This is a genomic window from Nonomuraea sp. NPDC050643, from assembly GCF_040654715.1.
Lineage (GTDB): Bacteria > Actinomycetota > Actinomycetes > Streptosporangiales > Streptosporangiaceae > Nonomuraea.
In genome coordinates, this window is sequence record NZ_JBFAIM010000024.1 from 53099 (window position 1) to 74948 (window position 21850).

Annotated in this window: 15 protein-coding genes; 10 read left to right on the forward strand and 5 right to left on the reverse strand. The window is 73.0% G+C overall.

Annotated elements, in window-relative coordinates:
* Positions 1-36: 36 nt before the first annotated feature.
* On the forward strand, positions 37-975 hold the full coding sequence (locus tag AB0I15_RS30255) for a beta-ketoacyl-ACP synthase III (RefSeq protein WP_358102500.1): 939 nt from the start codon (positions 37-39) through the stop codon (positions 973-975).
* Between the two features lie 21 nt (positions 976-996).
* Here the strand turns inward: AB0I15_RS30255 and AB0I15_RS30260 are convergent, their stop codons facing one another.
* On the reverse strand, positions 997-1143 hold the full coding sequence (locus AB0I15_RS30260; protein WP_358102502.1) for a hypothetical protein: 147 nt from the start codon (positions 1141-1143) through the stop codon (positions 997-999).
* Positions 1144-1205: 62 nt separating this feature from the next.
* Here AB0I15_RS30260 and AB0I15_RS30265 point away from each other — a divergent pair, with 62 nt between their 5' ends.
* Together AB0I15_RS30265 and AB0I15_RS30270 are read left to right on the forward strand one after the other, a co-directional pair.
* On the forward strand, positions 1206-2504 hold the full coding sequence (locus AB0I15_RS30265; protein WP_358102504.1) for a hypothetical protein: 1299 nt from the start codon (positions 1206-1208) through the stop codon (positions 2502-2504).
* A 95-nt stretch (positions 2505-2599) separates the two neighbouring features.
* Positions 2600-5458, forward strand: coding sequence for a BTAD domain-containing putative transcriptional regulator (locus AB0I15_RS30270; RefSeq protein ID WP_358102506.1), 2859 nt, complete (start codon positions 2600-2602; stop codon positions 5456-5458).
* A gap of 63 nt (positions 5459-5521) precedes the next feature.
* Here AB0I15_RS30270 and AB0I15_RS30275 read toward each other — a convergent pair whose 3' ends face one another.
* On the reverse strand, positions 5522-6355 hold the full coding sequence (locus AB0I15_RS30275; RefSeq protein ID WP_358102508.1) for a phosphotransferase: 834 nt from the start codon (positions 6353-6355) through the stop codon (positions 5522-5524).
* A 251-nt stretch (positions 6356-6606) separates the two neighbouring features.
* Between AB0I15_RS30275 and AB0I15_RS30280 the strand changes: the two genes are divergently transcribed.
* Complete coding sequence (locus tag AB0I15_RS30280) at positions 6607-7509, forward strand: acyl-CoA desaturase (protein WP_358102510.1); 903 nt, start codon at positions 6607-6609, stop codon at positions 7507-7509.
* 17 nt (positions 7510-7526) lie between these two features.
* On the opposite strand, the gene AB0I15_RS30285 is transcribed toward AB0I15_RS30280, so the two are convergent.
* Complete coding sequence (locus tag AB0I15_RS30285) at positions 7527-7754, reverse strand: hypothetical protein (RefSeq protein WP_358102512.1); 228 nt, start codon at positions 7752-7754, stop codon at positions 7527-7529.
* Between the two features lie 70 nt (positions 7755-7824).
* On the opposite strand from AB0I15_RS30285, the gene AB0I15_RS30290 reads away from it, so the two are divergent.
* From AB0I15_RS30290 to AB0I15_RS30305, 4 genes are all read left to right on the forward strand, one after another.
* On the forward strand, positions 7825-8952 hold the full coding sequence (locus AB0I15_RS30290) for a sensor histidine kinase (protein ID WP_358102514.1): 1128 nt from the start codon (positions 7825-7827) through the stop codon (positions 8950-8952).
* Positions 8949-9617, forward strand: coding sequence for a response regulator transcription factor (locus AB0I15_RS30295; protein WP_358102516.1), 669 nt, complete (start codon positions 8949-8951; stop codon positions 9615-9617). Before AB0I15_RS30290 ends, AB0I15_RS30295 begins: the two co-directional genes overlap by 4 nt.
* Before the next feature lie 98 nt (positions 9618-9715).
* Complete coding sequence (locus AB0I15_RS30300; RefSeq protein WP_358102518.1) at positions 9716-10966, forward strand: cytochrome ubiquinol oxidase subunit I; 1251 nt, start codon at positions 9716-9718, stop codon at positions 10964-10966.
* Between the two features lie 11 nt (positions 10967-10977).
* Positions 10978-11718, forward strand: coding sequence for a cytochrome d ubiquinol oxidase subunit II (locus AB0I15_RS30305; RefSeq protein ID WP_358102519.1), 741 nt, complete (start codon positions 10978-10980; stop codon positions 11716-11718).
* A gap of 16 nt (positions 11719-11734) precedes the next feature.
* Here the strand turns inward: AB0I15_RS30305 and AB0I15_RS30310 are convergent, their stop codons facing one another.
* Positions 11735-13396 carry an alpha-amylase family protein gene (locus AB0I15_RS30310; RefSeq protein ID WP_358102521.1) on the reverse strand — a complete coding sequence of 554 codons (1662 nt, stop codon included), beginning with the start codon at positions 13394-13396 and terminating at the stop codon, positions 11735-11737.
* A gap of 69 nt (positions 13397-13465) precedes the next feature.
* A complete protein-coding gene (locus AB0I15_RS30315) occupies positions 13466-14512 on the reverse strand; it encodes an alpha/beta hydrolase family protein (protein WP_358102523.1) in 1047 nt (348 codons plus the stop codon).
* A gap of 219 nt (positions 14513-14731) precedes the next feature.
* On the opposite strand from AB0I15_RS30315, the gene AB0I15_RS30320 reads away from it, so the two are divergent.
* Both AB0I15_RS30320 and ccrA read left to right on the forward strand, forming a co-directional pair.
* Positions 14732-20530, forward strand: a complete 5799-nt coding sequence (locus AB0I15_RS30320; protein ID WP_358102524.1) for an SDR family NAD(P)-dependent oxidoreductase — start codon at positions 14732-14734, stop codon at positions 20528-20530.
* Positions 20527-21825: a crotonyl-CoA carboxylase/reductase gene (ccrA, locus tag AB0I15_RS30325; protein ID WP_358102526.1), complete on the forward strand. Its 1299-nt coding sequence runs from the start codon at positions 20527-20529 to the stop codon at positions 21823-21825. Before AB0I15_RS30320 ends, ccrA begins: the two co-directional genes overlap by 4 nt.
* Positions 21826-21850: the final 25 nt, after the last annotated feature.

The window sequence follows — 21850 nt, forward strand, 5'->3', positions numbered from 1 at the left end:
ATTAGCGTCCGAACGTTCGGTTGCTATAGTCCGCCCATGAATGGATCAAGACTTGTCTCCGCAGGCCACTATCAACCCGCCAAAATCCTGACAAATGATGATCTTGCGGCCATGGTGGACACCAGTGACGAGTGGATCAGCAGGCGGGTCGGGATCCGTACCAGGCACATGGCCGAGCCCGACGAGAGTGTGTCCGACGTGGCCGCGCACGCCGCCGCCAAGGCCCTGGCCGCGAGCGGGCTGGACGCGGGCGACATCGACCTCGTGCTGATCGCCACCTGCACGCAGACCGAGCGCGCCCCCAGCGTCGCCTCCCGCGTCGCGGCGCGGCTGGGCGTGCCCCGAGCCGCGCTGATGGACCTCGGCGTCTCGTGTTCCGGGTTCACCCACGCCCTGGCCCAGGCCGACCACGCGATTCGCGCGGGAGCGGCCACGAACGCGCTGGTCGTGGGCGCGGACCTGATGACCGCGGTGACCGACTGGACCGATCGGACCACGTGCGTGCTGACGGGTGACGGGGCGGGGGCGGTCGTGATCAGCGCGGCGGCCGAGGCGGAGATCGGGCCCGTGGTGTGGGGGTCGGCGCCGGAGCTGGGCACCGCCGTACGGATCGAGGGCACCCCGACCCGCTTCTCCCAGGACGGCCAGACCGTGTACCGCTGGGCCACCACCCAGGTGCCCGACATCGCGCGGCGAGCCTGCGAGCGCGGCGGCGTACGGCCGGAGGAGCTGGCGGCGGTGGTGCTGCACCAGGCGAACCTGCGCATCATCGAGCCCATCGCCAAGAAGCTCGGCGCGGTCAACGCGATCATCGCGCGGGACGTGGTGGAGTCGGGCAACACCTCGGCCGCGAGCGTGCCGCTGGCGCTGTCGAAGCTGCTGGAGCAGGGCGAGGTGACGCGGGGCGCGCCGATGCTGCTGCTCGGGTTCGGCGGGAACCTGTCGTACGCCGGGATGGTCGTCCGCTGCCCCTGACGCCCGCCGGACCCGCGGCCCTCAAAAGGGCCGCAGTTGGTCGACCAGTTTCTGGATCTCGCGCCCGTAGTGCTCGGCGAACTCCGGCGAGGCCGGATCCTGGCCCGAGACCGCCCGGACGAGCTGGGGATAGGTGATGCCCGCCGCCGCCATCGAGAACAGCGCCACCAGGAGCGCGGCCGGGTCGAGGTCCGCGGGGAACTCGCCCGCCTCCTGACGCTGCGGCCGTCGTGGTCGCCGCGGACGGCGGGAACTCGCGGGTGCGCGCGCAGTATCTGCCGCACGCCAAGCGGGTGGACACCGGGATCACCACGGTCGCCGGCAAGTTCCCGCTTACGGACGAGACCAGGAGGCTCCTGGCGCCGCGCCTGACCGAAGGGCCGAACACCATCATCCCGCCCAAGGGCATGGGGTTGTTCACCGCACCGCACGACCTGGGCGGCGCGACGGCCCACGACGGGATCGGGGTGACGGAGAGCGAGGGCGCGCTGATGGACGACACGAGCAGCTACGTGTTGTGGGCGTTCGGCGCCACCACGAGCCGCTTCCCGTCCGACGTCTCGGAGCTGCCGGGTGAGCGGCTCTCCTCCGCGACGCCCTCACCGGCGACCGCGACCCGGTCGAGGCCATCGCGCGCTACGAGGCCGAGATGCGCGAATACGGCTTCGCGTGGCGCGGGCGGGGTTCAGGACCTTCCTCCGCCTGGTCCGGCGGTTCCCCACGCTGAAGGTGAAGGTGTTCTCCTAGTCTCGCCTGTTGCGCGCCGGAACCCGGGCGAAGAGGGTGGAGGCATGCCAGGCGTCGACACGCTGGACGGCCTGCTCCAGGCCGTCGCCGAGTTCGATACGGACGGATACGAGCTGCAGGTGGAGCCGGCCGCGCTCGACAGGGCCAGGCGGTCGATCGAGGAGTCGGGGCTGCTCCTGCTCGGCGAGCTCCACGGCGTCAAGGAGAACCCGCTCGTCATCCTCGGGCTCATGCGGCACCTCGGGCTGACCCACCTGGCCCTCGAATGGCTCACGGACCTGCAACCGCAGCTCGAGGTCTATCGGGCCGATGGGACCGGGCTCGACGATCCGCTGTGGTGGCTCGGCGACGGGCGGGTCACGGCGGGGCACTTCGCGATGCTGCGGGCGGTACCCGGGCTGACGGTCACGCTGTTCGACGGGGGGATCTTCACCGGCGACTGGTCACAGCGGGACGCCGTGATGGCCGAGCGGGTGCTGGCGGCGCACGCCGAGCCCGCGCTCGTGGTGGCGGGCCACGCCCACGCGCTGACCTCGCCCACCGAGCTGGGGCTGCCGATGGGGGCGTGCCTGGCCAGCGCGCGGCCGTCGCTGCGGAGCGTGCGCATCGACTACGGCACGGGGAGCTTCTACAACATCGAGCCGCGGCGCGTCAGGGGCTACTCCGCGGGCGAGGGGCTGCGGATCACCGATGACGAGCTCGTCGTGGGGCTGCCCGCGTTCAGCGAGGCCACGGTGCCGCACCTCCCGGTCGAACTGCTCCGGGAGCGGCTCGACCTGTGAGCGGGCGGAGCGAGTGAGCCGTCAGAGGCGGTAGCGAGCCTTGAGGACGGGGACGCGCGCGTACTGTGGACTCGGCACGCGGGCGTGGAGGGTGGATGCGGGTCGGGATCCTGGGGCCGCTGCGGGTGGCGGGGAGCGAGGCCGGCGGGGCGCGGGTGCGTGCGCTGCTGGTGCGGCTGGCGCTCGACCCCGGCCGGGTGGTGACCGCCGATCGCCTGATCGACGACCTGTGGCCGGGCGATCCGCCCGCGCATCCGACGGCGGCGCTGCAGTCGCTGGTGTCCAGGGCGCGCAAGGAGGCCCCGGGGCTGATCTCGTCCCATCCGGCCGGCTACCTGCTCGACGTGCCGCCGGGTGAGGTGGACGCGTGGGTGTTCGAGCGGCTGCTGCGTGACGGTGACGTGCGGCGGGCGCTGGCCCTGTGGCGCGGCCCGGCGCTGGCGGACGCGGCCGGCCTGCCCTTCTCCGCCGGCCCCGCGGCCCGTCTGGAAGAGCTCCGGCTCACGGCACTGGCCACCCGGATCGCGGCCGACCTCGAAGCGGACGCGGGCGATCGCGAGCAGGGGGCCGGCGAGCTGGTGGCGGAGCTGGAGGGGCTGGTCACGGCCTACCGGTTGCGGGAGCCGTTTCATGCCCTGCTCATGCGGGCCCTGGTCGCGAAGGGGCGGCGGGCCGAGGCACTCACCGTCTTCGAGCGGATCAAGACGAACCTGGCCGCGGAGCTGGGCGTGGATCCGGGGCCCGAGCTGCGGGAGGCGCACCTGGCGGCGCTGCGCGACCCGGAGCCGTCCAGGAAGGGCAATCTGCCCGCGCGGCTGACCAGCTTCGTGGGGCGGGAAGAGGACATCGCCCGCGTCCGGCGCCTGCTGGGCGACGGCGGGAGCAGGCTGGTCACGCTGGCCGGACCGGGCGGGGCGGGGAAGACGCGGCTGGCCGTCGAGGCGCTCGCCGGGTTCCCCGTGCGCGACGGGACCTGGCTGGTCGAGCTGGCCTCCGCCACAGAGGTGCGCGCGGCGGTGGAGGGCGTGCTCAAGACGACCGACCTCGTCCGGTCGCTGCGCGGCACCGCGCCGCTGATCGTGCTGGACAACTGCGAGCACGTGATCGAGGAGGCCGCGCGGGTGGCGCGGTGGCTGCTGTCCGAGGTCGCGGGCCTGCGGATCCTGGCCACGAGCAGGGAGCCGCTCGACATCCCGGGCGAGAGCCTGCACCAGGTGCTCCCGCTGCCCGCGGGCCCGGCCGTCGAGCTGCTGCGCGACCGGGCCGCCGCGGCCAGGCCGGACCTGGCCGTGGCGGCGGCGGACGCGGCGCGCATCTGCCGGGAGCTCGACGGCATCCCGCTGGCCATCGAGCTGGCGGCCGCGCGGCTGCGGACGATGCCGGTGTCGGTGCTGGTCGAGCAGCTCGGCGACCGGCTGGCCTTCCAGGGCGGGCGCACGTCCGAGCCGCGGCACCGCACGCTGCGCGCCGTCATCGACTGGAGCTGGAACCTGCTGTCGGAGCCCGAGCGCGATCTGCTGCGCGGGCTGACGGTCTTCTCCGGCGGCGCCACGTACGAGGCCGTCTCCCGGATCTGCGGCGGCGACCCCGGCCTGCTCTCCTCTCTGGTCGACAAGTCGCTCATCGCGGTCTCGGGCGACCGCTACACGATGCTGGAGACGATCAGGCAGTACGCCGCCGCCGACCTGCCGGCGCTGCGCCAGGCCCACGCCCGTTACTACACCGAGCTGGCCGAGGCGGCGGAGCCGTACCTGCGGACGGGTGAGCAGGTGGCGTGGCTGACGATGCTGGACGAAGAGCAGGGCAACCTGGACGCGGCGCTGCGGCACTCCGACGATCCGCTCCGGCTCATCCTGCCCCGGTTCCGGCCCTGGATCATGCGCGGCCGGCGGCGCGAGATGGGCGAGCAGGCCGCGGCCGTGCTGGCCAGGGTCGGCGACGTGCCGCCACCGGGGCGCGAGCTGGCGCACGGGCTGTGCGAGCTGCTGTCGGGCGGCGAGCCGACGGAGGCGGTGCGTACGTCCGACCATCCCGCCGCGGTGAACTGGTGGCTGCTGAGCGGCACCCCGGGGCCGGGCCTGGTGGAGCTGACCGAGCAGGCGGTGGCGCGGTTGCGGGCGCACCCCGACCTCTGGACCCGGTCGGCGGCGCTGCTGGTCGGGGGCATCGTGCGGTTCGAGTACGGGGCGGTGGCGGGGGCCGAGGGCCTGCTGGAGCCGGCGCTGGCCGGGTTCAGGGAGACCGGCGACCGGTGGGGGCAGTGGGCGGCGCTCTACTGGCTGTCGCTGGTGGCCGAGAACCGCGGCGACTTCGCCGCGGCCGTCGCGCTCGCCGAGGAGCCCGAGCGGCTGGCGGCCGACCTGGCCGGGCTGCACGTCTCCCTGGGGCCGATGACCTTCCTGCTGCGCCTCGGGCAGCTCAAGGGCCGGGCCGGCGACCTGGCCGGGGCCGCCGAGACGCTCGGGCGGGCCTGGGCGGCGGCGGTGCGCTTCGAGGACCAGGAGCTGATGGCCCGCGTCATGCACGGCAGGGCCGAGCTGGCCCGGCGGACCGGCTCCCCGGGCGAGGCCGCCGAGCTGCTGGAGGCGGCGCTGGCGCTCGACGTCGAGACCCCGGCGCAGTTCCGCGCGTTCGCGAACGTCGAGCTGGCCCGGGTCGCCGACGACCCCGCCGGGCCGCTGCGGCGGGCGCTGGAGCTGATGGCCGGCTGCTCCGACCGGACCGCGCGGGCCACCGTGCTGGAGGGCGTGGCCGAGCACCTGGAGCCGCTGCCGGCGGCCGAGCTGCTGGGGGCCGCGCGGGCGCTGCGCGGCATCGCCGAGTCCGCCGACCCCCACGTCAACGGCCTGGCCGCCCGGTGCGTGGCCGCCCTGGGCGCGGACGGCTACCAGGCGGCGCTGGAGAGGGGCGCGGCGCTGCCGGACCCCGAGAAGCACGCGCTGAGCCGCTCGTGAACCCCGAACCCGGTGATGGTCGAGGGCGTGGCCGGTGGCGGTCGGGGAGGTGACCGGAGGTGGTCAGGGGCGGAGCCGGTGGAACAGGGCGACTCTCGCGTGGTGGTATTCGAGGTCGTCCGCGTCGTGCCGCACTCCCCTGCGCACGGCCTTGTGGAAGTAGGCGTACTCCCTGCGCAGCTTGTGCCGGACGAGCTGGGCCAACGACTCCTCGTCGAGGCGGGCCGCCGTGCCGCCGGCCTCGTGGTAGGCGGCCACGAACTCCGCGCTCGGCCCGGTCAGGTCGTCGCCCCATTCGAGCGCCGCGGCGGCCAGCTCGAGCTCGGGGGCGCCGACGAACGTCTCGTCCCAGTCGAGCACGGCCACGATCTCGCCGTCCCTCGCCAGGGTGTTGCCGGCGTAGTAGTCGCCGTGCAGCGGATGGCGCAGGGGGTGCTCCGCGTGGAAGACGGCCAGCCAGCGGTCGAGCCCGGGGTCGTCGAGCTCGGCGGCGTCGGCGGGTGGGGCGCCGTACAGGCCGGACTCCTGGAAGGCGGGCACCGGGCGCGGGCCCGGGTCGAACGTGGCCACCGACTCGTGCAGCCTGGCCAGCAGGCGGGCGCCCGCCGCGCGCTGCGCCGGGACGTCGGAGTCGGGCCAGGAGCCGGTCACGTACGGCCAGCAGGAGATCGGGCGGTCCGCCACCGTGATGACCGTGCTCCCGCCGGGTGTCGGCAGGGGCGCGACGGCCTCCGGGAGCGTGGCGGCGGCGTGCCGGGCGATCGCGTGGCACCACTCCGACTCGGCGGCCGTGCGCCCCGCCGGACCGACCCGGATCACGTGACCGTCGAGCAGGTGGGCCGCCGACTCCTCCCCGCCGTGCAACCGCTCGCTTTCCCCTCTTAAACCCCAGGTCAAGGCTATCGCCTCACGGATATCAAGGGTCAGGGGAGTCTCTGCATAGACCACCTGTCCAGCGTACGACCGCGGATCGACTTTCGGTTTGGCGGCGAATGCGCCACTGTTGGGACAACTTCCACCGCGAGGTAAGGAGAGCAGTGGCCAGTCCAGGCACGATCGACACTCGAGGCAGTGACTTCGCCCGACTAGCCCATCGAATCTCTGACGCCGGTCTCCTCGACCGGCGTCCTGTTTACTACGCCGTACGCATGAGCATCGCCGCCGTGGCCTACCTCGGCTGCTGGGCGCTGTTCGTCTGGGTGGGCGACTCCTGGTGGCAACTCCTCGTCGCGGTCGTGATGGCCGTGATGTTCGCGCAGCTGGGATTTCTCGCCCACGATCTCGGCCACCGGCAGGTCTTCAGAAGACGGCAGCCGAGCGACGTCGCCGGCCTGATCATCGGCAATTTCGGCGTCGGGCTCGGCTGGGGCTGGTGGAACACCAAGCACAACCGCCATCACGCCAACCCCAACCACGAGGACCACGACCCCGACGTCTCCCCCGCCGTCATCGTCTGGTCAGAAGATCAGGTGGCCAAGAGCACCGGGATTCCGCGATTCTTCGCGAAGTATCAGGCTTACTGGTTCTTCCCGCTGCTCACCCTTGAGGCGTGGCATCTCCACATCGCCAGCGTCAAGGCGCTGCTGGACCCGACGGCCAAACGCCGCCGCCTGGAGCTGACCCTGCTCGTCACGCACTTCGTGCTCTACTTCGGCCTGGTCTTCGCCGTGCTGCCGTTCGGCCTGGCACTGCTCTTCCTGGTCGTGCACCAAGGACTGTTCGGTCTCTACCTCGGCTCCACGTTCGCGCCCAACCACAAGGGCATGCCCGTGCTGACCAAGGAGGACAAGCTCGACTTTCTTCGCAAGCAGGTGCTGACCTCGCGCAACGTGCGCGGTGGCTGGTTCACCGATGTGGCGCTCGGCCAGCTCAACTACCAGATCGAGCACCATCTGTTCCCGAACATGCCGGCCCCGAACCTGCGCAGGGCCCAGCCGATCGTCCAGAAGTACTGCGCTGAGATCGGCGTGGACTACCTGCAGACCGGGCTGCTCGAGTCGTACGGGCAGGCGCTACGGCACCTGCACGAGGTGGGCGCCGCCCTGCGCTGAGCCCCTCGGGCGCCCTGTCACCGGGCGCCCCCCCCCTCCTGCTCCAGCCGTTCCCGCAGGTGGTCGCGGCGGCGTTCGAGCCCCGCGATCAGCTCGGCCAGCTCGTCCGCCTGGCCGATCATCGTCCCGACCTCGATCTGATCGGTCGCGCCGATCTCGCCGACCTGCTGCCGCATCTCCCGCTCTTGGGTACGCAGCCGCTCCAGATCCTTGTCCACGTCTTGGAGCTCGTCCTTAGTGCTCATGGATCGGCTCTACCCAGATGCGGTCCGCCCAATTACCCCGCCAAATGCGTAAACGTACAGAATGGGAGGCATGCGCAGGCCCTCGACGAGCACGATCGTGTCCCTCGCGACGATCATCGCCGTGCTGGCCGGCACCGTGCTCACCTACCTCCTCCGCCGTCCGGGGATCCAGATCAACGCCCTCGACGTCGTGCTGCCGCTCATCGCCTTCGGCGCGTTGCTGCTGCGCGAGCGCTACCCCGTCGCGGCACTGATCGTGGTGGCCGTGGCGGTCGCCGCGTACTATCCGTGGGCCAGGCTCGACGGGCCGATCATCGTGCTGCCGTTCCTGGCCTTCTACACCGCCGCCGACCGGGGGCACCTCACCGCGGCGATCGCCACGGGGGCGGCGTCGCTGCTGGCCATGGGGCTCGGCGAGACCGGCGGGGTCAGGCACGTGGACGACAGCCTGTTCATCATGATCGCGGGCTGGATGGTCGCGGCGATCGCGTTCGGGGGCGTCACCCGCAACCGGCGCGCGTACCTGGTGGAGGCCCGCCGGCACGCGCTCGACGCCCTGCACAGCAAGGAGGAGGAGGCCAGGCGGCGGGCCAGCGAGGAGCGGCTGCGCATCGCCAGGGAGCTGCACGACGTGCTCGGGCACAACATCTCCATGATCAACGTGCAGGCCTCCGCGGCGCTGCACGGGCTCAAGAAGCGGCCGGAGGACGCCGAGGCGGCGCTCAAGACCATCAAGGAGACCAGCGGGGAGACGCTGCGCGAGCTGCGGACCACGCTGGGCGTGCTGCGCCAGGTGGACGAGGACGCGCCGACCGCGCCCGCCGACAGCCTTGCGCGGGTGGACGCGCTGGTCGCGGCGTCGGGGCTGGACGTGCGCACCGAGCTGTCGGGACCGCTGGACACCCTGCCGACCGAGGTGGACCTGGCCGCCGCCCGCATCGTCAGGGAGTCGCTGACGAACGTCGCCCGCCATTCCGGGACGACGGATGCCAGGCTGACCATCACCCATAAGTCCGGAAATATCGTTATCCGCGTGGAGGATGACGGGCCGGGCACCACGTACGACGGGGGCAGCGGCTTCGGCCTCCAGGGCATGCGCGAGCGCGCCACCGCGCTCGGCGGCACCCTGGAGGCGGGCCCCCGCCCGGAGGGCGGCTTCCGCGTCGTCGCCCGTCTGCCCTTGAAGGGAGCTCGATGATCCGCGTGCTGCTCGCCGACGACCAGACCCTGGTACGGGCCGGATTCCGGTCCATACTCAGCGACGAGGACGACATCGACGTCGTGGCCGAGGCCGCCAACGGCGCACAGGCCGTGTCCCTCGCCCGCGAGCACAAGCCCGACGTCGTGCTCATGGACATCCGCATGCCCGAGCTCGACGGCCTCGAGGCCACCGGCAGGATCGCCCGCGACCCCACCCTGGACGGCGTCAAGGTGATCATCCTGACCACGTTCGACCTGGACGACTACATCTACGCCGCGCTGCGGGCGGGCGCCGGCGGCTTCCTGGTCAAGGACACCGAGCCGGCCGAGCTGATCCACGCGGTCCGGGTCGTGGCCAGGGGCGACGCGCTCATCTCCCCGTCGGTCACCCGCCGCCTGATCGCCGAGTTCGCCGGCCGCGTCAAGCGCCCCGAACCGGGCCCCGAGCTGAACGCGCTGACCGAGCGCGAGCGCGAGGTCATGACGCTGGTGGCCGCCGGGCTGTCGAACGACGAGATCGCGGCCCGGCTCGTGCTGAGCCCCGCCACGGCGAAGACCCACGTCAGCCGCATCATGACCAAGCTGTCGGTCCGCGACAGGGCCCAGCTCGTGGTCATCGCGTACGAGGCCGGGATGATCACCCCAGGCTGGCTTACCTCCTGAGTCGTACGCGGGCCACCCCCCGGTCCACCCGAGATGTACGGCAGGTGCCCGCCCGGGCATGACGCGGCGGGCGGAGCCGTACCGGGAGGCTCGGGGCCATGGACATCGTGGACCTCGCCCGCCTGCAGTTCGCGCTCACCGCGGGCGCGCACTTCCTGTTCGTGGCCCTGACGCTGGGCCTGGCGGCCCTGGTGGCCGTCGTCCAGACCAGGGCCACGTTCGGCCGGAACCCCGTGCACCTGCGGATGACCCGGTTCTGGGGCCAGCTCTACATCATCAACTACGCGATGGGCATCGTCACCGGACTCGTGATGGAGTTCCAGCTCGGGCTGTCGTGGAGCGGGCTGACCGAGTACGCGGGCAACGTCTTCGGCTCGGCTCTGGCGATCGAGACGCTGGTGGCGTTCTTCATCGAGTCCACGTTCCTGGGCCTGTGGATCTTCGGCTGGGACCGGCTGAACCGGTGGGCGCACCTGGCGCTGATCTGGGTGGTGACGCTGACCGCGTACGCGTCGGCGTTCTGGATCATGGTCGCCAACGGCTTCCTGCAGAGCCCGGTCGGCCACGTGGTGGAGGGCGGCCACCTGCGGCTGGCCGACTTCGGCGCGATGGTGGCCAACCCGGCGGCACAGGTGGCGTTCTGGCACGTGATGGGCGGCGCGATGGTCACCGGCGGGTTCTTCATGGCCGGAGTGAGCGCGTACCACCTGCGCAGGCGCACCGCCGAGCAGGACCTCTTCCGCAAGTCGCTGCGGATCGGGATCGGCGTGGCGCTGCCGGCCACGCTCGTCACCGCGACGTTCGGCGGGCTCGCGTTCGAGACCATGCAGCCGACCAAGGTGGCCGCGTGGGCGGGCTCGGCGGAGCGGATGGCCGAGGCGCAGGCCCAGATGGTGGCGGCGCACGGGCCCGGCGACTACCTGCCGCCGGTGGCCTGGGTGCAGACGGGCGGCATCACGATGATGACGCTGTTCGCGGTGCTGCTGTTCGTGGCCGGGGCGAGTTTCCTGCTGATGCTCGTCCGGCCGGCCGTGCGGGGGTTCAGGCTCTGGCACGGGCTGCTGACGCTGATGATCCCGGTCCCGTTCGTGACGATGCTGGCCGGCTGGATCTTCCGTGAGATGGGCCGTCAGCCCTGGGCGGTCTACGGGCTGCTGAAGACCTCCGAGGCCATGTCGCCGGTGTCCGCGGCCCAGATGCGCTTCTCGCTGACCGCGTTCGTCACCGTGTTCGCGGTGCTGGTCGCCGTCAACTACTGGCTGCTGGCCCGGCATGCCCGGCGCGGCCCCGGCGAGGTGGCGCTCGGCGGCCGGCCGATCGAGGACCCCGTTCCCGTCCCTTCCTTCTAGAGGAGCCGTTCATGGAGATCTTCATTCTGGCCTTCTTCGCGATCGGCTACCTCGTGCTGGCCGGGGCCGACATCGGGGTCGGCATGACGCTGCCGTACCTGGGGCGCTCGGGGGCCGAGCGCCGCGAGGTGATCGCCGCGATCGCGCCGTTCTTCCTGGGCAACGAGGTGTGGCTGGTGGCGACGGCGGGCGTGCTGGCCGGGCTGTTCCCCGAGCTGGAGGGCGAGCTGCTGGCCGGGAACTACTCGGTCGTGGTGACGCTGGTCCTGGCGTGGGTGGTGCGCGACGTGGGCCTGTGGCTGCGCGGGCGGGTGCCGGGGCCGCGCTGGCGGGCCTTCTGGGACGGCGCGGTCGTGGCCGGGAGCTGGGGGCTGGCGCTGAGCTGGGGGCTGCTGCTCGGCCACGTGCTGCTCGGCATCCAGGGGCCGCTCGCGGCGCTGCCCGCGCTGATCGTGGCGGCGCTGTTCGCCACGCACGGGATGACGTTCGCGGCACTGCGGCTGCGCGGGACGCTGCGGGCGCGGGCGGCCCTGCCGTCCGGCGGTGCCGGGGAGGCCCGCACGTACGCGCTGACCTCGGCGGCACTGGCGGCGGTGGGCGTGCTGGCCGGGCTCCGGCTGCCACTGGAGCCCGGCACGTCAGGGCCGCTGCTGGTGCCCGTCGTGCTCACCCTGATCCCCCTGCTGGTGGCCGCCCAGGGGTGGGTGTGGTGGACGTTCAGGCACCGGGTGACCGGCCCGTCGTACCTCTAGAGGGAGTCGACGGAGGCTAGCGGGACTTGACCGAGGCGTCCTCCGGGGAGATCCGCGGGGGCGAGGCGCGGAGCCAGCGGCTGCCGTGCGGGCCCAGCGGGAGCCGTACGGCGCCCTTGTCCGACACTTCGGCCGTGCCGTCCGCCAGCAGGTCCGTGAGCTGGTAGCCGTCGATCCCCTCCAGTGTCAGCTCCACCTCCTGGGCCGTGTCGCACAGGTTGTGCGCCACCACCACCGTGGCGCCGTCGGCGTCGCAGCGGTGGGCGAAGACGGCCTTGTGGCCGGTCTCCAGCACGGTGTAGTCGCCCCACGCCAGCTCGGGGCACTCCCGGTAGCGCTCGATCAGGAGCTGGAACCAGCGCAGCAGCGAGTCGGTGTCCCGCTTCTGGTCGGCCACGTTCACCCGGTCGGGGGCGAAGGAGCCCTCCGGGATCTCGCGCACCGGCTCGGCCCGGCTGAAGCCGCCGTCCTCCGACCACTGCATCGGGATGCGGACCGCCATCCGGCCCTCCTCGGCGAGGTTCTCCCCCATCCCGATCTCCTCGCCGTAGAAGATCACCGGCGTGCCCGGAAGCGAGAACAGCAGGCTGTAGGCCATCTTGATCCGGCGCAGGTCGCCGCCGAGCATGGTCGGCAGGCGGCGGCGCAGGCCGCGGCCGAAGATCTGCATGTCCTTCTCCGGCCCGAACGCCTGGAAGACCTCCTCCCGCTCCTCGTCCGTGAGCTTGTCCAGGGTCAGCTCGTCGTGGTTGCGCAGGAACACGGCCCACTGGCAGTCCTTCGGCGGCTTCGGGCGCTCGCGCAGGGCGGCGGCCAGCGGTGTGGCGTCGCTGCGCGCCATCGACAGCCACGCCTTCTGCATGCCGATGAAGTCGAAGCACATGGTGATCTGGTCGCCGAGGCCCTCGCCGAAATACGTGACCAGGTCCTTGTACGCGACGTTGACCTCGCCGAGCAGGATCGACTCGCCCTTGCGCCGCGTCATGAACGCCCGCAGGTCGGCCAGGAAGTCGTGCGGGCTGGCCAGCTCGGGAGCGACGTTCTCGATGAGGAACGGCACCGCGTCCACCCGGAACCCCGAAAGGCCCAGCTCCATCCAGAAGCCGAGGATGCGCGTGATCTCGTCCCTGACCTCGGGGTTGGCCACGTTGAGGTCCGGCTGGTGACGGTAGAAGCTGTGCAGGTAGTACTGGCGCGAGCCCTTGTCGTACTCCCAGATGCTGTCCTCCTTGTCGGGGAAGACGACCTGCTCGGGGTTGTCCGGCTCGGGCTTGTCGGACCAGACGTACCAGTCGCGCCGGGGCGAGTCCTTGGCCGACCGCGCCTCCTTGAACCAGGGGTGCTGGTCGGAGGTGTGGTTGACGACCAGGTCCGCGATCACCCGCAGGCCGCGGTCGTGGGCGGTGCGCATGAACTCCACGAAGTCGCCCAGCGTCCCCAGGCGGGGGTCGATGCTGTAGAAGTCGGTGATGTCATAGCCGTCGTCGCGGTTCGGAGTGGGGAAGAACGGCATCAGCCACAGGCACGTCACGCCCAGTCCCGCGAGATAGTCGATCTGCTGCGTCAGCCCGCGGAAGTCGCCCACGCCGTCGTCGTTGCCGTCCTTGAAGGTCTCGACGTCGAGACAGTAGACGACGGCGTTCTTCCACCACACATCCGAGGTATAGGTCAGTCGCACTCCCGGGCACCTCCTGCGCTTGGAGCCAAAGGGATGCGACTACCCCGAGCGCGGGCCGCCGAACTCGCCTCAGGCGCCCAGCGCCTGGCGGATCATCGGATACGAGCTCTTGAACTCGCGGATCCAGTACGGCCAGGTGTGGGTGCCGTTGCCGTACAGGTGGAGGGTGTGCGGGATGCCGAGCCTCTTGAGGCGGGCGCTCAGGGCCTTGCCGGTGTAGGCCGAGATGGGCTCGCCCAGGTGCGCCGGATGCCATGGGGAGCCGGGCGGGTCCAGCTCGCCGAGGAAGCTGTTGGTGCCGCTGGACAGGTAGAGGCGCACGCCCCTGAGGTTCCGGGCCAGGGCCAGGGGGTCGTTGGCGGCCCAGACCCGCTTGTCGCGCCTGGGGTCGCCCCACAGGGCCAGGGGGTCCTGCTTCTCGCTGGCCTGGGCGTTCATGATGATCGCCGGGATGCCGGGGAGCCGGGTGGCGAGGATGCCGCTGTAGGCGCCGGCGAAGCGGAACATGCCGGGGTGGCGGGCGGCGTACTTGATCGCCCCGTACGCGCCCATCGACAGGCCCGCGATGGCGCGGCGGGCGCCGGCGCGGTAGCCGACCTCCAGCAGGCGGCGTACCTCGTAGGTGTGGAAGGTGTCCCAGGCGGGCGGGCCGCCCCTGCCGCCGTTGTGCCAGTCCGAGTAGTTGCCCGCGCGGCCGGCCTCGGGCATGACGACGATGGCGTCCAGGTCCTCGGTGTAGGTCTCGACGTCGGTCATGCGGGTCCACGAGGTGTAGTCGTCGGCGCCGCCGTGCAGCAGGTACAGCACCGGCCACGTCCGCTTCGCGCTCCTCGACCAGCCCTCGGGGAGGAGCAGGCGGACCGGCAGCAGACGGCCCACGGACGGCGAGGAGACGAGCAGGTCGAGCGTGCGGGCGTCCAGCCGGCGCTCGCGTACGACGCGGGCGGTGCCGGGCAGGGCCTTCTGCCAGGGGAGGTAACCGGTGTCCCGCGCGGGCGGCGCGGAGGGCGGCGGCGAGCTCGACCCTTCGGGGACGAGCGACCAGTCGGGGTCGGCGTGGGCGGGCGTGGCCGCGAGGAGCAGCAATGTCGTCGCCAGTGCCAGCAAGCCGCGCATGAGTCGGGCCCTTCGCGTCGGGGTGCACGTGAGGGTAGGCGGTGCGGCGGCGGGGCTGCTATGAGCCGGGGCAACGAAAACGCCGCTCTGGTTGCGCCGTGCCGGATAAATCATCACGGCGGTGACAAATCACGCCCGAGGAATGTTCCGTTCGGGCCTGCCTCTCGCCCGGGGCCTGTGGGTATGTTGGCCGATCACCCGGACGCATGGAGTGTGCCGATGGACGTACCCGGCGAAGGTGAGATCCGCCGCTTCCTCGTCGAGCGCTTCGGCGAGCACGTGGATCCCGATCGGCCCCTCGGAGAATACGGGCTCTCCTCGCGCGAGGCGGTGGCCGTGGCGGGCGAGCTGGCCGGGCTGCTGCGCCGGGAGCTGAGCCCGACGCTCGTGTGGGAGCATCCGACGATCAACCGCCTGGTCCGGGTGCTGTCCGCCCCCGAGCCCCCGGTACGCGTTAGGGCCGCCCCATCCGAGCCGATCGCCGTCGTCGGGCTCGGGTGCCGGTTCCCGGGCGCGCACGGGCCGGCCGCGTACTGGGAGCTGCTGGTCGAAGGGCGGGACGCGGTCGGGGAGGTGCCGGCCGGGCGGTGGGAGGCGTTCGACGACGGCTCCGCGCGTACCGGGGCGGTGCTGGCGGGCACGACCAGGCACGGCGGGTTCCTGGACGACGTCGCCGGGTTCGACGCCGAGTTCTTCGGCATCGCGCCGGGCGAGGCGGCGGCCATGGATCCGCAGCAGCGGCTGCTCCTGGAGACGGCCTGGGAGGCGCTCGAACACGGCGGGATCGCGCCCAGGTCGCTGGGCGGGACGCGTACCGGGGTGTTCACCGGCCTGTCCGGCTCCGAGTACGCCTACCTGACCGCCTCCGACCTGGCCTCCGTCGACGCCTGGACGGCCACGGGCGGCGCGCTCAGCATCGCCGCCAACCGCCTGTCATACCTCCTCGACCTGCGCGGCCCCTCCCTGGCCGTGGACACCGCCTGCTCCTCCTCGCTCGTCGCCACCCACCTGGCGGTCTCGAGCCTGCGGGCCGGCGAGTGCGACCTGGCGCTGGCCGCCGGGGTCAACGTGCTGCTGTCCCCGGTGGTCACGGTGGCCTTCGACCGGGGCGGGGGCACGGCCGCCGACGGGCGGTGCAAGGCGTTCGACGCCTCGGCGGACGGAATGGTGCGGGCCGAGGGCTGCGGGGTCGTGGTGCTCAAGCGGCTGGCGGACGCCGTACGGGACGGGGACCGGGTGCTGGCGCTGATCGGCGCGACCGCCGTCAACCAGGACGGCCGCTCCAACGGCCTGGTCGCGCCCAACCCCGAGGCGCAGGAGTCGCTGCTGCGGCAGGTGTACGGAGAGCGCGGGCCCGACTACATCGAGGCCCACGGGACGGGCACGTTCCTCGGCGACCCCATCGAGGCCCGCGCCATCGCCGCCGTCCTCGGCACGGCGGACGCGCCGGTGCTGCTGGGCTCGGTGAAGACGAACCTCGGCCACCTGGAGGCCGCCGCCGGGGTGGCGGGGCTCATCAAGACCGTCCTCGCCCTGCGTCACGGCGTCATCCCGCCCAGCCTGCACTTCCGCGACCCGAACCCGCACATCCCGTGGGACACGCTGGAGGTCGTCACCACGGCGAGGCCGTGGCCCAGGACCGACGCTCGGGCGGGGGTGTCGGCGTTCGGGTTCGGCGGGACCAACGCGCACCTGGTGGTGGACGCGTACGGGGTGCCGGAGGCCCGGCGCGAGAGCGCCGACGCCCCGGCCAAACACGTCTTCCTCCTCACCGACACCACCCCGGACCGGCTCCGCCGCCACGCCGGGACACTCACCGGCTGGCTGTCCACCACCGGCCTCGGCTCCGGCCGGTGGCCCGCCGAGCTCGGGGACGTCGCCCATACCCTGACCAGGCGGGCCGGGCGGGGGCGGGTGGCCGCGGCCGTGCTGGCGGGGGACGTGGAGGAACTGGCCCAGCGGCTCCGCGACGTCCGGCCCAGGACGGTCACGGCGCGCGGCCCGGTGTGGGTCTTCGGCGGCTACACCGCCCAGCGGCCCGCCCTCGACCTCTACGACGCCGAACCCGCCTACCGCCGCACGATCGACACGCTGGCCCCGCTGCTGGACGCCGAGGCGGGCATCGACGTGCACGATCCCGCCCCGTCCGGGGTCGCCACGATCCAGCCGCTCATCTTCGCCGCCCAGCTCGCCCTCGCGAACCTGTGGCGCGCCTACGGCTTCACCCCGGCCGCCGTGATCGGCCACTCCATGGGCGAGGTGGCCGCCGCGGTCGTCGCGGGCGGGCTCTCCACGCGGGACGCCGTCAGGGTCATCTGCACCCGGGCCCGCCTGCTCGGCGGCCTGGGCGGCGGCGGGGCGATGGCCGTGGTGGCGGTGGGCGCGGCGGAGGTGCCGGACGACCTGCACGTGGCCGTGCACACCGCGCCCGGCCAGTGCGTGGTCACCGGTGATCCCGATCGGGTGGCGGGGTTCGCGGCGGAGGTGGTGGCGCGGGGGCTGTTCTCCAGGACGCTCACGGCGGAGGGCGCCGGGCATTCGCCGCAGGTGGCGCCGCTGGTGCCGGCGCTGCGGGACGCGCTGACGGGGATCGCCGGTGGGAAGCCCCTGCTGCCGTACTACTCGGGGGTCTTCGACGATCCCCGGGAGGTTCCGGTGTTCGAGGCCGCGTACTGGGCCGCGGGGGTACGCCGTCCCGTACGGCTCATGCAGGCCGTACGGGCCGCCGCCGAGGACGGTCACACCCTCTTCACGGAGCTCAGCCCCCGCCCCCTGCTCACCGGCGCGCTGCGCGACACGCTCCCCGCCGGCGCGCTGATCACCACGGGCGACCTCCACACCCAGGTGGCCACCGCCGCCACCGCCGTCCCCCCGCGCACCAGGGGCCGCGTGGTGGACGTGCCCCACTCCCCGTGGCACCACGTACGCCACTGGGCCGAGCGCTCCCGCCCACGGCTCGGGCCGGCGCACGTGGAGACCCCGGCCGGACACTCCTGGTCGGTCACCGCCGACGCCCCACCGGACGACCCGCGCCCGGTGCTCCGGGTCGCCGCCCTGGCCGAGCTGATCCAGGGGGCGGTCGGGGAGACGGACCTGTACGACGTCACCCTGCGCGCCCTGCTCCCGCTGCCCGCCCAGGTCACGATCACGCTGGCGGACACGGCCGTCGAGGTCGCGGCGAAGGACGCGGCCGGGGCCTGGCACGTCTACGGCACCGCCGATCTCACCCCACGTGCGGGATCGGGCGGGCTGGAGCGGATCGGGCGCGTGGCCGCGAACGGGGCCTTCTCAGGTGCCGAGACGGCCGATTTGTCCCTGGCGTCGCTCCCTACCAAGCTGGACGCCAAGCTGCTCGTACGCTCCTGGACCCCCGCACCACCCCGGGAGGCGGGCCCGTCCCGCGCATGGCTCATCCTGGCCGATGAGGGGGATGCGCGGGCCGCCCGCCTCCACACCCTGCTCGACACGTCCCCGGCTGACGCGGATGGGGCGGCGGCCTCGGTGGTGGTGCTGCCGCCGCGCGGCCTCGATCCGGTGGGGGCGCGGCGGGTCCTGCTGCGGGTGGCGGCCCTGGTCGCGCGGGGGTCCAGGATCGTGATCGCGACCGAGCGGGCTCAGGGCGTACGGGAGGGGGCGGCACCGGATCCCGGACCGGCCGCGTTGCGGGGGCTGGTCAGGGTGGTCGCCCTCGAACACCCCGAGGCCCACGCCAGGCTGGTGGACTTCGACGACCTCGGCGACCTGGCGAAGGAGCTGGCCCTCGACGCGACCGAGGACGAGGTCGCCTGGCGGCGGGGAGTCCGCTACGCCGCCCGCCTCCGCCGCGCCCCTCTCCCGACCCGCCTGGACCCTCCCGTTCCGTTCGCCCGTCCGGCCGCTGTGGCCGGGCCCGGGGCTTACGTGATCACCGGCGGCTACGGCCGGCTCGGCCGCATCGCCGCCCGCTGGCTGGCCGCACGTGGCGCCACCCGGATCGTGCTGAACGGCCGCGCCCGGGCACCGATCCGGGAGGACGGCGTCACACAGGTGGTGGTGGGCGATCTGGCCGCGCCCGGCACGGCGGAGCGGCTGGTGGAGGCGGCGACCGCCGGTGGGACGCGGCTGCGGGGCGTGGTCCACGCGGCCGGGATCCTCGACGACCGGCTGATCGCCGACCTGGACCCGGACAGCCTCGAACGCGTGTGGGCCGCCAAGGTCACCGGCGGGCTGCGGCTCCACGACGCCACCAAGGGGCTCGACCTGGACTGGTGGGTGGCGTTCTCGTCGGCGGCCGGGCTGCTCGGCTCGCCCGGCCAGGCCGCCTACGCCGCCGCGAACGCCTGGCTGGACGCCCTGTGCGAGCGGCGCAGGGCGGAGGGGCTGCCGGGGATCAGCATCGCGTGGGGTCCTTGGGAGGGTACGGCCACCGCGCTGCCCTCCGTGGACCCGCTGACCGCCGAGGAGGGCGTCGAGGCGCTGGAGGCCCTGATCCAGCGGAACCTCTCGGCGGGGGTGGCCAAGGTCAACGTCGCCGAAGCGGTCACGATATTTCCGTCTATTGCCCGCATTTCGTATTTCTCCGACTTCGCCGCCGCCTCCCCCGGGCCCGACCACGACCTGGCCCCCGATGCCGTCCGCGCCAAGGTCCGGGAGCGGGTGGCGGCGGTGCTGGGCGTCGGCACTGACCGGTTGGACGAGGACACCGTCCTGACGGACCTGGGCCTGGACTCCCTGGCCGCGACCCGGCTGCGCGGCATGATCGAGCACGACTTCGGCGTCACGGTCGCCACCCCGCCGCTGCTCACGGGCGGCACCCTCGGCACGCTCACCCACCGGGTCACCACCGTCCTGACCCCGGCGACAACGGCCGAAGCCACGCAACCGGACCGGCCGGCGGCAGCGGCCGGTGGGGCGGACAGTGGGGTCGCTGGTGAGGTCGCCGGTGCGGTCGCCGGTGCGGTCGCCGGTGCGGTCGCCGGGGTGGCCGCCGTCGGGGCGCGGGATGCGGCCGAGCGGCAGGTGGTGCGGGTGCTCGCCGGGCTGCTCGGCCGGGAGCCGTCCGTCACCGAGCCCGTCGCGCCGGACGTGCTGCCCGAGGCGCTCGGCCGGCTCGCCCGCGAGCTCGGCGACCTGCCGTCCGGGGACCGGCGCGTGGTCGGTCCGCCGTCCGGGGACCGGCGCGTGGTCAGTGTGGCGGACCTCGCCGACCTGGTGCGGGAGGCCGACGAGGCGGCGGCCGGGCGGGACGTCGTGCGGCCGCTGAACGCGTACGACGGCGCCGCGACGAGCCCCCTCTTCCTGGCCCACCCCGCAGGCGGCACCACCGGCGTGTACGGGCTGCTCGCCGAGCGGCTGCCCGTTCCGGTGCTCGGGCTGGAACGCCTGGAGGAGGGCGGCGGCGTCCCCGAACGGGCGGCTCACTACGCCAGGGTCATCAGGAGAACGTGCGCGCCCCCGTACCGGCTGGGCGGGTGGTCGTTCGGCGGCATCCTGGCCTTCGAGATCGCCCACCAGCTCGGCGCCGGCGTCGAGCTGGTGGCGATGATCGACTCGGGTCTGCCCGAGCCCCTGCCCGAGGAGGCGCGGCGGGAGGTCGAGGCCCGGCGGTACGAAGATTTCGCCGGATACCTCAGGGAGATCTACGGCCTGGAGATCGGGCTCGACGCGGCCGAGTTGCGGGCGCTGGGCGACGAGGAGCAGGCGGAGCTCGTCCGGCGGCGGATGGCCGAGTCGGGGGCGCTGGACGTGCTGCCCGCGCCCATCCTCCGCCACCAGCTCACCTCCCACCAGGACACCAGGGCCATCGAGCGCTATCGTCCCGCCCCGTACGACGGCAGGGTCGTCCTCTACCGCTCCACGGAGCCCACCCCGTGGGCCGTGCGGGACGCCCGCTACGCGCACGAGGGGGACCCGGCGCGGGGCTTCGGCCCGTACGCGAGCCACCTGGAGATCGTCGAGATCCCCGGGGCGCACCACCTCGACCTGCTCGATCCCCCGCACTTCGAGGTCATCGCCGAGCACCTGAGAGGACTGCTATGACGCTGGCACAGGCAGTGGTGGCGGGCGCGGAGCCCGCCGAGCTGGAGCGGCTGGAGGTGCCGTCGGCCTACCGGGCCGCCCACCTGCGCAAGGACGAGGTGGGCACGTTCGACCAGGACACCGGCGACAAGGACGTACGCAGGACCCTGCACGTCGGCGAGGTGCCGATGCCGGAGCTGGCCGAGGACGAGGTGCTGGTCGCGGTGATGGCCAGCGCGATCAACTTCAACACGGTGTGGTCGGCGATGTTCGAGCCGATCCCGACGTTCGCGTTCCTGGAGCGGTTCGGGCGCACGGACCCCCGGCACGACCTGCCGACGCACGTGCTCGGCTCGGACGCGGCGGGCGTGATCGTCAGGACCGGCCGCGCGGTACGCCGCTGGCACGTCGGCGACCGCGTCGTCACCAGCCCCGCGTACGTGGACGGCGAGGACCCGATCGTCCAGCACGACGGCATGCTGGCGGCCGACCTGCGCGCCTGGGGTTTCGAGACGAACTTCGGCGGGCTGGCCGAGTACGCCGTGGTCAAGGCCACCCAACTGCTCGCCAAGCCCAGGCATCTGACCTGGGAGGAGGCGGCCTGCAACATGCTGTGCGCCTCGACCGCGTACCGGATGCTGGTCGGGGAGCGCGGCGCGCGGATGAAGCAGGGCGACGTGGTGCTGCTGTGGGGCGCCACGGGCGGCCTCGGCGGGTACGGCGTGCAGCTCGTCCAGAACGGCGGCGGCATCCCCGTCGGCGTCGTGAGCTCGCCGGAGAAGGCCGAGCTGCTGCGCCGCATGGGCTGCCGGCACGTCGTGGACCGCTCGCAGTTCGAGGACCTGAGCGACGAGAAGGCGTGGCGGCGCCTCGGGGCGGAGGTCCGGCGGCTGGTCGGCGAGGATCCGGCCATCGTGTTCGAGCACACGGGCAGGGACACGTTCGGCGCTTCCGTGTACGTCGCCAAGCGCGGCGGCGCGGTCGTGACCTGCGGCTCGTCCAGCGGCTACGCCCACGAGTACGACAACCGCCACCTGTGGATGAAGCTCAAGCGCATCATCGGCTCCCACGGCGCCAACTACCAGGAATGTCACGAGGTCAACCGGCTCATCTCGCTCGGCATGGTGCACCCGACGCTCTCCGCCGTCCACCCGCTGGACGAGGCGGCGGAGGCGGCCCGGGCCGTGCAGCTCAACCGGCATGTGGGCAAGGTCGGCGTGCTGGCGCTGGCCCCCGGGGAGGGACTCGGCGTCGAGGACCACGAGCTGCGCGACCGTGTCGGCGAGGACCGCCTGCGTCTCTTCCGCTCGCCATAAGCCTTGCGGAGCGTATCGCTCCGCT